The organism is Microbacterium sp. LWH10-1.2, from assembly GCF_038397765.1.
GTDB lineage: Bacteria > Actinomycetota > Actinomycetes > Actinomycetales > Microbacteriaceae > Microbacterium > Microbacterium natoriense.
In genome coordinates this window covers 2,981,028-2,994,559 of the sequence record NZ_CP151638.1, presented here as the reverse complement: position 1 = coordinate 2,994,559, position 13,532 = coordinate 2,981,028, and the positions used below count along the sequence as shown (strand labels likewise).

Genomic DNA, 13,532 nt, shown 5'->3' with positions numbered 1-13,532 from the left:
CATCTTTCGTTAGCGACGGGTGTGTCTTGTTGCATACAGAACGGTTCATACGTGACTTCCATCCCATCCAGACTCCGTCGTGCGCGTGCATCGCACGGCATCCTCGCCTTCCTCGTCGTCATCACCGCGCTCGCCGCGATGCTGACGGGCACGTCCCGCGCTGACGCGGCGACGACGGGGACGATCCTCACCGACACCATGGACCGCACCTCGGCCTCCGGCTGGGGCTCCGCACCCGCGGGCGGCGCCTACACGGCATCCGCCTCCTCCGTCACGAGCGTGTCCGAGGGAGCGGCCTCACTGGCGGCCCCGGCGGCCGGGCGCACCGGGATGGTCCGCTGGAACGCGACGACCGCCGCCGACGTCGACCTGGTGACGACGGCATCCGTGCCGGAGCTCCCCGCGTCGAGCGGCGTGTACCTGAGCACCCACGTGCGCGACTCCGGCGATCGCTCGTATGCGGCCCGGCTGCGCCTTCTCGGCGACGGGCGCACCGAGCTCGAGCTCGTGTCGTTCTCCGGTTTCACGGCGTCCGTGCTGTCGGGCAAGACGATCGCCCTGGGCGACGCGGTGGGCAGCGGCTTCTCGGTCGAGGTCGTCGCCGTCGGCACGAACCCCGTCCAGCTTCAGGCGCGCGCCTGGGCCACGGGGGAGACCCGCCCCGACTGGCAGGTGAAGGCGTCCGACTCCTCGGCGACCCGCATCACCGCTGCGGGCGGACTCGCGTGGAGCGAGTACGCCTCCACCGGGGGCGCGGTGGCGCCCGTCCTGATCCAGGACGTCACGGCGACCCCTGGCACCCTCCCCGACACGGGCACGAGCAAGGGCTGCGCCGACGGCGACCTCGCCTGCGACCAGTTCGATCGCACGAACGGCACCGGATGGGGCTCGGCTGATCTGGGCGGGGCGTGGACCGCGTCCGGCGCGGCCGTCCTCAGCGTCGACGGCGATGCCGGAGTCATCTCCAGCCCTGCGGCGGGGCGTTCGTCCACCGCGACCCTTGCGGCCGCGGTCGCCGCCGACTCTCGCGTCACCGCCGACATCGGCATCCGCGCCCTGCCGACCGCGGGCTCGGGAATCTACCTGAGCGTGGCGAACCGCGTCGTGGGCGACTCCTCCTACGCCGTCCGCCTGCGCGTGATGCCCGACGGAAGCTCCGAGCTGCAGCTGGTCCGGCTGCAGAAGCTCGTCAGCGCCGAGGTGCTCGCGTCCTCCCGACTCGAGGGCAAGGTGGCGGCCGGCGATGAGCTGCGGATCGCCTTCCAGGCGACCGGCACCGCGACCGTCACCCTCTCGGGCAAGGCATGGCCGGTGGCCGGTGCCGAACCCGCAGCGTGGAACGTGTCGGCGACGGACGCCTCGGCAGCGCGCGTCAAGGACGGCGGCCGCATCGGCATCGCGCTGTACTCGGCGAGCGGCGGCAGCACTCCGCAGGTCGCGATCGAGTCCATCGCCGTGCGCGCGGCCAAGGCCGGTACCGAGCAGCCCACCGAGCCGACGGAGCCCACAGAGCCCGAGGTTCCGACGAACCCGAACCCCGACGGGCCCTTCCCGCGCGGCGACGCCGGTGCGGCAGCACCCGGATCCTTCTCCTTCTCCGCGCCAGCGACCGCGGTGCACGTGGCCCGCACAGGGTCCGACACCAACAGCGGCACGGCGTCACAGCCCATGCAGACCATCACCGCGGCGCTGCGCAAGGTGCCCAGCGGCGGCACGATCGTCGTGCACAAGGGCTCGTACCACGAAGAGGTGCTCGTCCCGCCGCAGAAGCGCGTGACGATCCAGCCGGCCCCGGGTGACGAGGTCTGGCTCGACGGCGCCGAGGCCGTGACCGGCTGGCGTGCCGAGGGCGGCGTCTGGGTCAAGGACGGCTGGACCGTCAGGCTCGACGCGAGCCCGACCTACACCAAGGGCGCTCCGGACGGCACGTCGGCGGGGTGGCAGTTCGTGAACCCGCAGTACCCGATGGCCGCGCATCCCGACCAGCTCTGGGTCGGCGGGGTGCAGCTCACCGAGGTCGCGACGCGTGCGCAGGTGAAGGCCGGCACGTTCTACGTCGACAAGACCAGCTCGCAGCTGGTCATGGGAACGGACCCGTCGGGCAAGCCCGTCGAGGCCAGCACTCTGACGCAGGCGCTGTCGATCCGCTCGGCGGGAACGGTCCTCCGCGGCATCGGCGTCAGGCGCTATGCGACCAGCGTGCCCCAGATGGGAACAGTCGTCATCGCCGCCGCTGATGTCACGGTCTCTGATGTCACGATCCGCGACAACTCGACCACCGGCCTCTACACCTGGTCTCCGCGATCGACCTTCACCCGCGTCTCCGTGCTCGGCAACGGTCTGCTCGGTGCGGGCGCATCGACCGCCGACGGGCTGCGGGTGAACCACCTGCTGTCGGTGGGGAACAACGCTCAGCAGTTCAACCGGGCGCCGGTGTCGGGAGCGTTCAAAGTCACGAGGTCCCGTGACATCGAGGTGAAGGACAGCGCGTTCCTCGACAACCTCGGTCAGGGACCCTGGTTCGACGAGTCCGTCTACGACATCACCTTCACGGGCAACGACGTCGTGGGCAACACCGGCAACGGGCTGGTGTTCGAGCTCTCGGAGAAGGCGGTCATCGCCGACAACATCGTGTCCGACAACGCGTTGAACGGCATCTACATCATCGACACCGGCAACGTCCAGATCTGGAACAACACCGCGGTCGGCAATCAGCGCAACATCGCGATCATCCAGGACAAGCGTCGCGCATCCGACACGAGCGCCGCGGGTCACGACCCGCGGCAGCCGAACCCCGACCCGACGGTGCCGTGGATCACACGCAACACCGTGATCGTCAACAACGTGGTGGGGGATGCCGGAGGCAACTGCCTGATCTGCGTCGAGGACCGTTCGAAGGAGTTCACCGGAGGTCAGCTCGTGGCCCGCAGCGACGGCAACCTCTACTCCCGACCCGCCGTCACCGCCCCGGTGTGGTTCGGCATCTGGTCGCGGGGATCCGCGGGCGATCCCGCGGTGACCAACACGCTGAAGGCGTTCAGCACGGCCACCGGGCAGGACACGCACTCGATGCTCGTCGAAGGAGGATCCGTCGTCGACGACGAGTATCAGCTGGTGGTCCCTGCGGCGCCGGCCGCATTGGCCGCCGCGGCGCCGGCGGTCTCGTCGATCGCGCAGACGATCCCCACGGCGATCGCCGCGGAGACGCGCCTGCCGTCGGGGGCGAAGCTGCTCGGGGCTCAGCCGCGCTGACCCCGGGCGCTCCGCGCCGAACTCAACGTGTCGAGCGGCTGATCCTGGTGATCAGCCGCTCGATCGCGTGACGGAGCGGTCGTGGGTCCTCGAACAGCCAGCGGATCGGGACCCGCTTCTTGAAGACGGCGAGCACCGTGCCGATCGCGGCGGCGGCGACGAGGTTGATCAGCGCGAGCAGCATCCCGTCGATCGATCCGGCCAGCCAGATCGACAGGATCGCCATGACCGGGAAGTGGCTGACGTAGTAGATGATCGAGGAGCGTCCGAGGAACTGCAGCAGGCGCACGCCCTCCCCGCCGCGGGTGAGGTGCGAGAAGATCGCCGCCAGCAGCACCGTGCCCGCGATGCTGGCGGGTGCGCCCCAGACGGCGTACTGCAGCTGCTCGGGCCAGATGCACGAGGCCACTCCGAAGAGCACGACGGGCACCGCCGCGATCAGGGCCGCCCAGCGATGCGTGACGAGCTTCAGCGCATCGGGATGCTGTGCGAGCCAGTTGCCGGCGAAGAAGAAGACCGCGAAGTAGGCCAGCCGCTGCTCGGTGCTGCCCTGGGGCAGGAGGAGGCCCGCCACGGCGGCGACCGCCACCGGCGCCCACGCAGGCAGGCGACGCAGCGCCGGGGCCGCCAGGTAGTAGACGGCGATGAAGAACAGGAACCACAGGTACGAGGTGGCGTACCAGGCGCGCCAGTGCCACCACGGCGCGCCCTCGTCGAGGAACGTCACCATGGCGATCGTGACCCAGACCAGGTAGGGCCACAGGACCATCGCGAACTTCCCGGCGAAGTACTTCCCCGCGGGCTTGCTGATCGATCGCGGCAGGAGCATCCCCGACAGGAACATGAGGGTCGGCATCCGGTACGGGAGGAAGAACTCGTTCACCGTGCGGACGAGCTCGGGCATCTCCTGGCCGTAGAGCACCGGGACGGCGCTGGCGTGCCAGATCAGCAGCAGGAGGATGGCGGTGCCTCGCACGGCATCCATCCAGCCGATGCGGACGCGGGTCGACTCGCGAGTCTGCGGCTGCGACGTCATCGGCTCAGTCGGCGATGACGGCGTCGGCGACGGCGGAGCGGTAGATCGCCGGTGCGTGGCGGCGCAGTGCCTCCGCGCGGGACTCCGGCGTCTCGTCCACCATCCGCTCCCACTCGTCGCGGACGCGGACCAGCGCGTCGGCGATCGCCCCGGCGTCGTCGGGGACGACGAGCTGCGCGGTCGGATACCCGCCGGCCGCTTCGCGAAGGCCGCTGCTGTCGCTGGCGATCACCGGACGCAGCGCGAGGATGCCCTCGACTGCCGTGTTGCCGAAGGGCTCGTCGACGCGCGAGGGCACGATGAGCACGTCGGCGTCGGCGAGGAACGGCCACACATCGGGATGGAAGCCCGCGAAGTCCACATCGACTCCCGTGCTCTCGGCCTGCTCGCGCAGCTGCTGCTCGTACCACTCGTATCCGTCGAAGACGGCTCCGAGCAGGGTGACGGAGGCGTCGACGCCCCGAGAGCGGAGCACCGACGCCGCATCCACGATGAGGTCGGGGCCCTTGCGCGGCGAGAGACGTCCGACGTAGAGGACGCGCAGCGCCCCGTCGACCGTCTTTCGCGCCGGGGTGGGATCGTCGGGGGAGCTCACTCCGTTGTAGACGACCGCTGCACGCCGGGCGAGGGCAGGAAGCGCCTGTCGGATGGTGTCGAGGCTGAAACGGCTGTTGACGAGTGTGCGCTGAGAGGCCAGGTGCGGCAGGTACAGCAGCGCGTTCACGATGCGGTTGCCCGACGCCTCCGCCTCGTGCACGTGACTCACGGAGCGGGTGCGACGCAGCCGCGCGATGATCGGCCACTGCGGGATGATGATGGTCGAGACGTAGACGGCGTCGGGGCGGATGCTCCCGATGAGCCGCCACGCCGCACCGAGCCCGCGGAACATGTCGCGGAACAGTCGCGGGAGCCCCTTGGGTGTGAGCAGGACCTTGCGCAGCACGAGCATGGGGATGATGACCACCTCGGCGCCCGCCTCGCGGAGCGCGACGTCGAGAAGCCCACGGCTGGGCAGGGCGACGACGACACGCGTTCCCGACTCGACGAACCCGATCACGCTCTCGAGGAGCATCCGATCGGAGCCGAACATCTCGGCGCCGGGGTGGGCGACGAGCACGGTCTTCTTCGCGGTCACCATTCCTCCGCCCGACGGCGTGCTCGCCGCGCGACGCGGTGCACGCTCTGCCCTGCCGCGATCCTGCGCGCGAGGTCTTCGTAGGCGTCGGCGACGTCGTCCCAGCGGAACGCGACCCGAGCCCGCTCCTTGGCGCGCTCGCCGGACTCGCGCGTGGCCTGCATGTCGGCTTCGGCCTCTTCGAAGGCGGCCGCGGCGTCGGCCGGGGTGGAGAAGAACCACCCGTCTCCGTCGAGGACCTCGCGGTTGAAGGGCACGTCGAAGGCGATGACCGCGGTGCCGGCGCCCATGGCGCGCAGCAGGGAGGGGTTCGTGCCTCCGACCGAGTGGCCGTGGTCGTAGGTGAGAGCGTGGAAGTAGAGGGCGTCGAGCAGCTCCTGGTCGTACACGCCGCCGACCAGGCGGATGCGATCATCGCCCGCCGCGGCCTGCTGGATCCTCTGCGTGTACTCGCTGCTGTACGGCGCGGAGCCGACGACGACGAGCGGAAGCGTCGCGGTGCTGCGGCGGTAGCCCTCGACGATCTCGAGCACGTGGTTCTCGGGCTCGAAGCGCGCCACGATGAGGTGATAGCCCCCGGGCTTCAGACCCAGCTCCTCGACGCGCCCCTCGGCGACCTCGTCGAGGATCGGCGCCCCGTAGCGGATCATCTCCGTCGGGACCTGGAACTGGTGAGCGTAGTAGTCGGCGATGCCCGGGGCGTCGGCGATGAGAGCGTCGCCCTTGCGGACGCCGAACTGCTCGGCCCACCGGTAGTACGCCTTGCCGCGCGGCCCCCACTTCGAGCGCCGCCACTCCAGCCCGTCCATGTGCAGCGCGGTCGGCACGCGACGCAGCCGCAGGAAGGGGAGGAACGGCGAGTTCGCCGCGTTGAAGACGAACGCGGCATCGGGCCTGCGTCGGAACATCAGGTGCAGCGTCGACAGCCCGGTGTGGCTGAGCGTCTCGACCTGCTTCACCGGGACGGCGGGGAGGTGAACCACCCGCATCCCGAGATACTCCTTCTCACGGCTCTCCGAACCGCGCGTGTACACGACGACGTCGTGGCCGCGGTCGGCGAGTCGTCTGCCGACCTCCTCGACCGCGGTCTCGAATCCGCCGTATGCTGCGGGCACACCTCGTGTCCCCACCATCGCAATGGTGAGGGCGTTCCCCTTGCTCATGCGTCTCAGTATGCCCCGCTCGGCTGCACCATGACCTTGGCGGTGCGCCACATGATCTGCAGGTCGTTCATCACGGACCAGTTCTCGACGTAGCGCAGGTCGAGGCGGACGCTCTCGTCCCACGACAGGTCGCTGCGTCCGGAGACCTGCCAGAGGCCGGTGATGCCGGGCTTGATGTAGAGGCGGCGGAAGACCGTGCCGTCGTACGCGGTGACCTCGCTGGGCAGCGGGGGACGCGGGCCGACGACGCTCATGTCGCCGACGAGCACGTTCCAGAACTGCGGAAGCTCGTCGAGCGACAGCTTGCGCAGGATCTTGCCGACGCGGGTGACCCGGGGGTCGTCCTTCATCTTGAAGAGGAGACCGGCGCCTTCGTTCTGCGCCTTGAGGGCGGCGAGCTGCTGCTCGGCATCCGTCTTCATGGAGCGGAACTTCACGATCTTGAAGCGACGGCCGTCGCGGCCGACGCGCTCCTGGAAGAACAGCGCGGGTCCGGGAGAGTCGAGCTTGATCAGCGGCACGAGCACGAGAGACACGAGCCCGATCGGGATCAGTGCGAGAGTCGCGACCGTGACGTCGAGAGCGCGCTTGAGCACGTGGCGGCCGCCCTCGTAGCTCGGGATCTGCACCTGGATCAGGGGCAGCCCCTCGACGGGGGCGAAGGAGATGCGGGGGCCCGCGACGTCCGTCAGGCGGCTGGAGAGCACGAGCTCTGAGGCCGTGCCCTCCAGCTGCCAGCTCAACTGCTTGACGAACTCGGGGTCTCCGTCGGGACGGCTCGCCACGATGATCGTGTCGGCCCCGAGCTCTGCGGCCACGGTCGCGACCGAGTTCACGTTGCCGAGCACGGGGAACAGGGTCCCGTCGACCTCGACGTCGCGCGCGTTGCCGTCGAGGAGCGTGGCGCCGACGACCTGGTAGCCGGAGGCGCCGATCGGGTGCAGGGTGCGCACGACGTACTCGACGTCGTCCCTGTTGCCGACGACCAGTGTGCGCGAGGCGAACCGGCCGTGCACGCGCTGCGCGACCAGCCAGTGGCGCCACGCCCAGCGCGTGATCAGCAGCGCGAGCAGCCCGACCGGAAGTCCGACGAGCAGGACGAGCTGCATGTGCTGCCACGCGAGCAGCACGCCGATCATCGCGATGATCCCGAATGCGAGACCGCTGGCGTTCGCGACGCCGCGGTACTCGGTGGCGCTGGCGCGGAACAGGGCTGCATCCCGAGTGTGCAGCACGCTGAGCGTCAGGTACCAGAGCGTACCCAGAAGGATGCCGTCACGCAGGGCCTCTTCCCCCGCGGCACCGGTCATCAGCTGGATCGCTGCTGTGACACCGACCGCGAACAGGATGACAGCCGCATCCGTGATCCGCAGTCGCATCCGGTAGCGACGCTCCCACTGGCGGCGTCGCTCGAGTGTGGCGGACGCGCGCGGTGTGACCACCGTGCGTGAGACCGCCTTGGTGGCCCGCGGAGCGGCGACCGGCAGGAAGACGGAACCCGTGCGAGTGATGCTCACAGCATCTTCGACGGACGTCATGCCGAGGCCTCGTGAGCCTTGAATGTACGCAGAAATCCCCAGTGCGACATAGTTTCCCCAGTAGTTCCCCAGACCACGAACCCCACGCTCGCGGCATTGCGTCTGCAACCCGACCCCTCGGGCCTGCTGGATCATCGTGACCCCACGTCACGATTCGCGAACGCCGTCCCACACGGGTTCGCATGCAGCAGGAACTGCAGACCACATCACTCTAGCGGATGGAGGTGGCGGAGGGAAGGTATTTCACACGAGTGGATGAACCGATATTCCAGAACACGCGCTGTGGTGCGAATTCGGCCCGCTATTCTGACCCGGTGACCGCCACCTCCGCACCGCGATTCCGCCTCAGTAGGATGCTCCCGCGAGACCCGGCCCAGCCGCATCGCGCCGCCAGCTCGCTGGAGCTCTTCTTCGATCTCGTGTTCGTCGTCGCCGTGAGCAGGGCCTCCGCAGAGCTGCACCACGCGCTCGCCCACGGCGAGTTCGCGCACGGCATCACCTCCTACGCGATGGTGTTCTTCGCGATCTGGTGGGCGTGGATGAACTTCACGTGGTTCGCCACCTCGTTCGACACCGACGATTGGCTGTACCGCGTCACGACGATCGTCCAGATGGGCGGCGTGCTGATCCTGGCCGCCGGCATCCCGCAGGCCTTCGCCGGCAACTTCACCGTGCCCGTGATCGGCTACATCGTGATGCGGTTCGCGATGATCGCGCAGTGGCTGCGCGCCAGCCGCTCGAGCGAGGGGCCGCTGCGCGCCGCCACCGTCCGGTACGCGGTGGGGATCGGGGCGGTGCAGGTCCTCTGGATCCTCTTCCTGCTCATCCCGAGTGGACCGCTGCAGCTCATCGCCTTCATCGTGTTCGCCCTCATCGAGATCTGCGTACCCGTGTTCGCCGAGTTTCGCTATCAGACGCCGTGGCACCCGCACCACATCACCGAGCGCTACGGACTGTTCACCCTCATCGTGCTCGGCGAGAGCCTGCTCGCCTCCGCGAACGCGATCATCACGGCGATCGACGAGGTCGACGCCCTCGGGCCGCTGATCGGCATCTCGGTGCTGACGCTCGTGGTGACGGCATCCCTGTGGTGGATCTATTTCTGGCCGCCTCACCACCGTGCCATCACGACGTTCCGGAGCTCGCTGCGGTACGGGTACACCCACTACTTCGTCTTCGCTGCGGCTGCGGCGTTCTCGGCGGGTATCGAGGTGCAGCTCGGCGTGCTCACCCACGAGAGTCACCTGTCGGCGATCGCCGCCTCGCTCACGGTGTCCATCCCGATCGCGGTCTTCCTGCTCGGCGTGTGGTGGGTCGCCATCCGCGATAACGCCGATCGTGTCGTCAACACGGTCGTCCCGATCGGCGCCGCGCTGGTGCTGATCGACGCGGTGCTCCCCACGTCGGTCGCCATCACCGCCGTCGTCATGGTGGGGATCGTGGTCACCCTCGTGCTCCGGCCTCCCGTCGCGCGTTCATAGATTCCGCAGAGAAGAGGCAAAGGGTCCTGCTCGACTCCTCCGCGAACCTGGTGACAGCACACCAGCCGTGCGCACGAGAGGAGCCAGATCATGAGCCGCATCCCCGAGCCGACATCGACCCCGAACGGCCCCGCCTACGAAGGGCGCCTGCTCGATCACCCGGATGAGGAGGTCGTCGATCAGGGGGCGCCGTTCGACATCCGCACCCTGATCAGCCGTCGCGGCGTGCTCGGCCTCGCAGGGATCGGCGTGGGCGCGGTCGTGCTCGCGGCATGCGCCCCGGCCGTGTCGAGCTCGACCACCGCGACGACCGGGACCGGAGGCGACTCGGCGACGACCGGGACATCGAGTGGGGAGATCCCCGACGAGACGGCGGGGCCGTACCCCGGCGACGGCTCGAACGGGCCCGATGTTCTGGAGGAGTCCGGCATCGTGCGGCAGGACATCAGGACCTCGATCGACGGTTCGGCCGCCGCGGAGGGCGTTCCGCTGACGTTCGAGTTCCAGGTGCTCGACATGGCGAACGGGGACAAGCCCTTCGAGGGCGTCGCGGTCTACGCCTGGCACTGCACGGCGCAGGGCGAGTACTCGATGTACTCGGAAGGACTCGAGGACGTCACGTACCTGCGCGGCGTGCAGGTGGCGGATGCCGACGGGAAGGTCTCCTTCACGTCCATCTACCCCGGCTGCTACTCGGGACGCTGGCCGCACATCCACTTCGAGGTCTACCCCGATGTCGGCTCGATCGACGACTCCGCGAACGCCATCGCGACCTCGCAGATGGCGATGCCCGTGTCGTCGAGCACCGAGGTCTACCGGGAGTCCGCCTACGACGGATCGGCGCAGAACCTCGCACAGGTCACTCTCGCGAGCGACAACGTGTTCGGAGACGACTCGGGCGCCTCGCAGCTGGCCACCGTGACGGGAGATGTGTCGAACGGGTACACGGCGACCCTCGTCGTCCGCGTCGACACCACGACGGCGCCGACGGCGGGCTCTGCGCCGTCCGGGGGTGGGGGAGCCGGCGGCACGCCTCCCGCGCACTGAGAACCCGCGACGAGAGTGACTCCCGGCGATGTGCTCCGTCGGGGGCTGAGCGGCGCGAGAACCGATCTGCTATAGTAAAGATGCAACGTGTGTGATTCGCCCCTCTCGGCCGACACGTCGCCATTGATCAGGGCCATTACGGACCGCATGCATCGACGCGTGCGCAGTCTGCCCTCGATCTCACGAAATCTGCGGTGCGCCTGCGCGCCCGCCACAAAGCAATGAGCACCACCATGAGCAACACCACCTTTCCTCCGTTCGACCCGTTGACCTGGAAGCAGGCCGACGATGATGTGCACGTCGCGACGCGTGACGGCGAGTTCGCCGGCTTCGTCGAGTTCGACGGCACCGCCCATCTCGTCCGCGACAACCGCGGCACCGAGATCGGATCCTTCACGACCCTCGACGACGCGTTCCTGGCGCTGGAGGAGGCTCAGGAGTCGGCGCATCGCGCGCCGACGTTTCCCCTGAGCCTTCCTCGCGCGCTGCCGCGCCGTCCGCGGCGCGCCAGGGCCTGAATCGTATGCCGTTCGGCGTATGCGGACAGGTCTAGCCTGAGGTTAGCGATCGGCATCCGCCCTTGGCTTCCATAGCTCAAGGGCTCCCGATCGACAGGAGAGCACCATCTCCATCACACAGGTCGATAAGACCGCCGCAACCGCCACGCTCGGACCGATCCGGCAGACGTACTCCGGCAACGCGGAGTTCCCGCCGATGGCGCACGCCTACAAGCAGGTGTCGCAGGTCGTGAGGGAGACCGGGCTGCTCCAGCGCGCCCGCTGGTTCTACATCCTCGTCGGCACGGGCATCCTGCTCGCACTCGGCGGTGCCGTCACGGGCTTCATCCTGCTCGGCGACAGCTGGTTCCAGCTCCTGATCGCCGGCGCGCTCGGGCTCATCTTCACGCAGATCGCGTTCCTCTCCCATGAGGCGGCGCACCGCCAGATCCTCAGCACGGGCCCCGCGAACTTCCGGCTCGCCCGCATCCTCGCCGGCAGCATCGGCATGAGCTACTCCTGGTGGGACTCCAAGCACACCAAGCACCACGGAAACCCCAACCAGGTCGGCAAGGACCCCGACATCGAGGTCGACACGATCTCCTTCCTGGAGACGGATGCTGCGAAGTCGCGCGGCCTCATCAAGCTGATCACCCGCAAGCAGGGGTGGCTCTTCTTCCCGCTGCTGACGCTCGAGGGCTTGAATCTGCACTACATCGGCCTCAAGCACCTCATGACCAAGAAGAACGTCAAGGGACGCTGGACCGAGCTGGGCATCATCGCCCTGCGCTTCGCGATCATCCTCGTGCCGGTGTTCCTGATGCTGCCGCTCGGCATGGCGTTCGCCTTCATGGGCGTGCAGCTCGCCGTCTTCGGCGTGTACATGGGCGCCTCCTTCGCGCCGAACCACAAGGGCATGCCGATCATCGACCCGAGTGCTCGACTGGACTTCTTCACGAAGCAGGTCCGCACCTCCCGCAACATCCGCGGAGGCTGGTGGGCGACGACGCTCATGGGCGGACTCAACTACCAGGTGGAGCACCACCTGTTCCCGAACATGCCGCGACCGCACCTGTCCAAGGCTCGGGAGATCGTGCGCGACTACTGCGCGGCGAACGACGTGCCGTACACGGAGACCAGCCTCGGCCGCTCGTACGCGATCGTCATCGAGTACCTGAACCGCGTGGGCCTGGCCGCCGGCGCTGATCCCTTCGACTGCCCCGCGGTCGCCCAGTTCGGGCGCGCGTAGCGAGAGTCTTGCCTGACAGGGGCGCGATCGGCTTCGGCCGGTCGCGCCCCTTCTGCATCCTCTGCGTGCGATCAGTAACTTAAGGTGTTAAGTTACTGATCATGGATCTCGCCTACGAACTGCACGATCTGGTCCGCACGCTCGACAGGTGGGCGGAGCGGATGCTGAAGCCTGAAGGGCTGAGCTACAGCCGCTACGTCGCCCTGGTGATCGTGTGCGAGCACCCGGGGCTCACCGGACGTGACCTCGCCAGAGGGCTGGGGGTCAGCGAGCCCGCTGCGAGCGGCCTGGTAAGGGCCATGCTGCGCGACGGACTCGTCGAGAACATCGCGCCCGAGAGGGCGGGCAACATCCGCCGCCTGCGCGCGACCGACGCGGGGCACGCGCTGCAGAAGAAATGCGCCGAACTGCTCGGAGACTCTCTCGATCGCAACGCCCGCACGATCGGCATCGACCCCCTTCACCTCGCAGGCGTCATCCGCACCCTGCATGACGAGGTGCGCCTGGTGCGTGCCGCGACCACAGAGGAGCCCTCATGATCTTCGCCGTACTCGCCGCCGCCCTCTGGACGGCCAGGCTCGGCATGTTCGTCGCCCTGCACATAGTGCGCAGCGACTACTCGCCCGTGAAGCACGCGGTCAGCGACTATGCGGTCGGGCGCACTCGCACGCTCAGCTCGATCATGACCTGGACCACCGCCGGCGGGTGGGGCGCGCTCGCCGCTGCGGTCTGGTTCGGGCTCCCCGAGTGGAGCGACCGAGTGGGGGTCGCCGCCTGGCTCGGCGTTCTCGCAGTGATCTTCGTCGCCCTGCCGTTCGTGCCGACCACGCTCGAGGGCGAGGAGATGACCACGATCGGACGCCTGCACATGCTGGCCGCCGTGGCGTGGTTCGCGATCAGCTACTCGTGCATGGGCAACTTCGTCAGGCTTGCGGAGAGCACGGTCGGCGGTGGTCTGGCGGCGACGCTCTCGGTGCTCAGCGTGGTGACGATGGTGGCGCTCGTGGCATTGATCGGCTCGCTCGTGCTGCCATGGCTCCGCTCCCGGACCTTCGGCATCGCCGAGCGGGTGTTCATCGTCGCGGTGAACGTGTTCTACCTGATCGTCGCGATCATGCTGCTTCTCGGCTGACG

At 68.6% G+C, this 13,532-nt stretch carries 11 protein-coding genes; 7 read left to right on the top strand and 4 right to left on the bottom strand.

Annotated elements, in window-relative coordinates; all coding sequences use genetic code 11:
* Positions 1 to 51: 51 nt before the first annotated feature.
* Entirely contained in the window at positions 52 to 3,252 is a 3,201-nt protein-coding gene (locus MRBLWH10_RS14265; RefSeq protein ID WP_341940403.1) for a right-handed parallel beta-helix repeat-containing protein, read from the top strand.
* A 22-nt stretch (positions 3,253 to 3,274) separates the two neighbouring features.
* On the opposite strand, the gene MRBLWH10_RS14260 is transcribed toward MRBLWH10_RS14265, so the two are convergent.
* Genes MRBLWH10_RS14260 through MRBLWH10_RS14245 form a run of 4 tightly spaced genes read right to left on the bottom strand, consistent with a single transcriptional unit; the run spans position 3,275 to position 8,124 of the window.
* The gene (locus MRBLWH10_RS14260) at positions 3,275 to 4,288 is read right to left on the bottom strand and encodes an acyltransferase (RefSeq protein ID WP_341940402.1); all 1,014 of its coding nucleotides are present in this window, start codon (positions 4,286 to 4,288) and stop codon (positions 3,275 to 3,277) included.
* Between the two features lie 4 nt (positions 4,289 to 4,292).
* The gene (locus MRBLWH10_RS14255; RefSeq protein ID WP_341940401.1) at positions 4,293 to 5,423 is read right to left on the bottom strand and encodes a glycosyltransferase; all 1,131 of its coding nucleotides are present in this window, start codon (positions 5,421 to 5,423) and stop codon (positions 4,293 to 4,295) included.
* A complete protein-coding gene (locus tag MRBLWH10_RS14250; protein ID WP_341940400.1) occupies positions 5,420 to 6,586 on the bottom strand; it encodes a DUF1972 domain-containing protein in 1,167 nt (388 codons plus the stop codon). The genes MRBLWH10_RS14255 and MRBLWH10_RS14250 overlap by 4 nt, the downstream gene beginning before the upstream one ends.
* 5 nt (positions 6,587 to 6,591) lie before the next feature.
* Entirely contained in the window at positions 6,592 to 8,124 is a 1,533-nt protein-coding gene (locus tag MRBLWH10_RS14245) for a sugar transferase (protein WP_341940399.1), read from the bottom strand.
* Between the two features lie 353 nt (positions 8,125 to 8,477).
* Here MRBLWH10_RS14245 and MRBLWH10_RS14240 point away from each other — a divergent pair, with 353 nt between their 5' ends.
* The 6 genes from MRBLWH10_RS14240 (at position 8,478) to MRBLWH10_RS14215 (ending at position 13,530) form a co-directional block, all read left to right on the top strand.
* Positions 8,478 to 9,605: a low temperature requirement protein A gene (locus MRBLWH10_RS14240; protein WP_341940398.1), complete on the top strand. Its 1,128-nt coding sequence runs from the start codon at positions 8,478 to 8,480 to the stop codon at positions 9,603 to 9,605.
* Between the two features lie 90 nt (positions 9,606 to 9,695).
* Positions 9,696 to 10,652, top strand: coding sequence for an intradiol ring-cleavage dioxygenase (locus MRBLWH10_RS14235; protein ID WP_341940397.1), 957 nt, complete (start codon positions 9,696 to 9,698; stop codon positions 10,650 to 10,652).
* Positions 10,653 to 10,885: 233 nt separating this feature from the next.
* Positions 10,886 to 11,170, top strand: coding sequence for a hypothetical protein (locus tag MRBLWH10_RS14230; protein WP_341940396.1), 285 nt, complete (start codon positions 10,886 to 10,888; stop codon positions 11,168 to 11,170).
* Positions 11,171 to 11,276: 106 nt separating this feature from the next.
* Entirely contained in the window at positions 11,277 to 12,398 is a 1,122-nt protein-coding gene (locus MRBLWH10_RS14225; RefSeq protein WP_308116193.1) for an acyl-CoA desaturase, read from the top strand.
* Positions 12,399 to 12,499: 101 nt separating this feature from the next.
* On the top strand, positions 12,500 to 12,937 hold the full coding sequence (locus MRBLWH10_RS14220) for a MarR family transcriptional regulator (protein ID WP_341940395.1): 438 nt from the start codon (positions 12,500 to 12,502) through the stop codon (positions 12,935 to 12,937).
* Positions 12,934 to 13,530: a DUF998 domain-containing protein gene (locus tag MRBLWH10_RS14215; RefSeq protein WP_341940394.1), complete on the top strand. Its 597-nt coding sequence runs from the start codon at positions 12,934 to 12,936 to the stop codon at positions 13,528 to 13,530. Before MRBLWH10_RS14220 ends, MRBLWH10_RS14215 begins: the two co-directional genes overlap by 4 nt.
* Positions 13,531 to 13,532 lie beyond the last annotated feature (2 nt).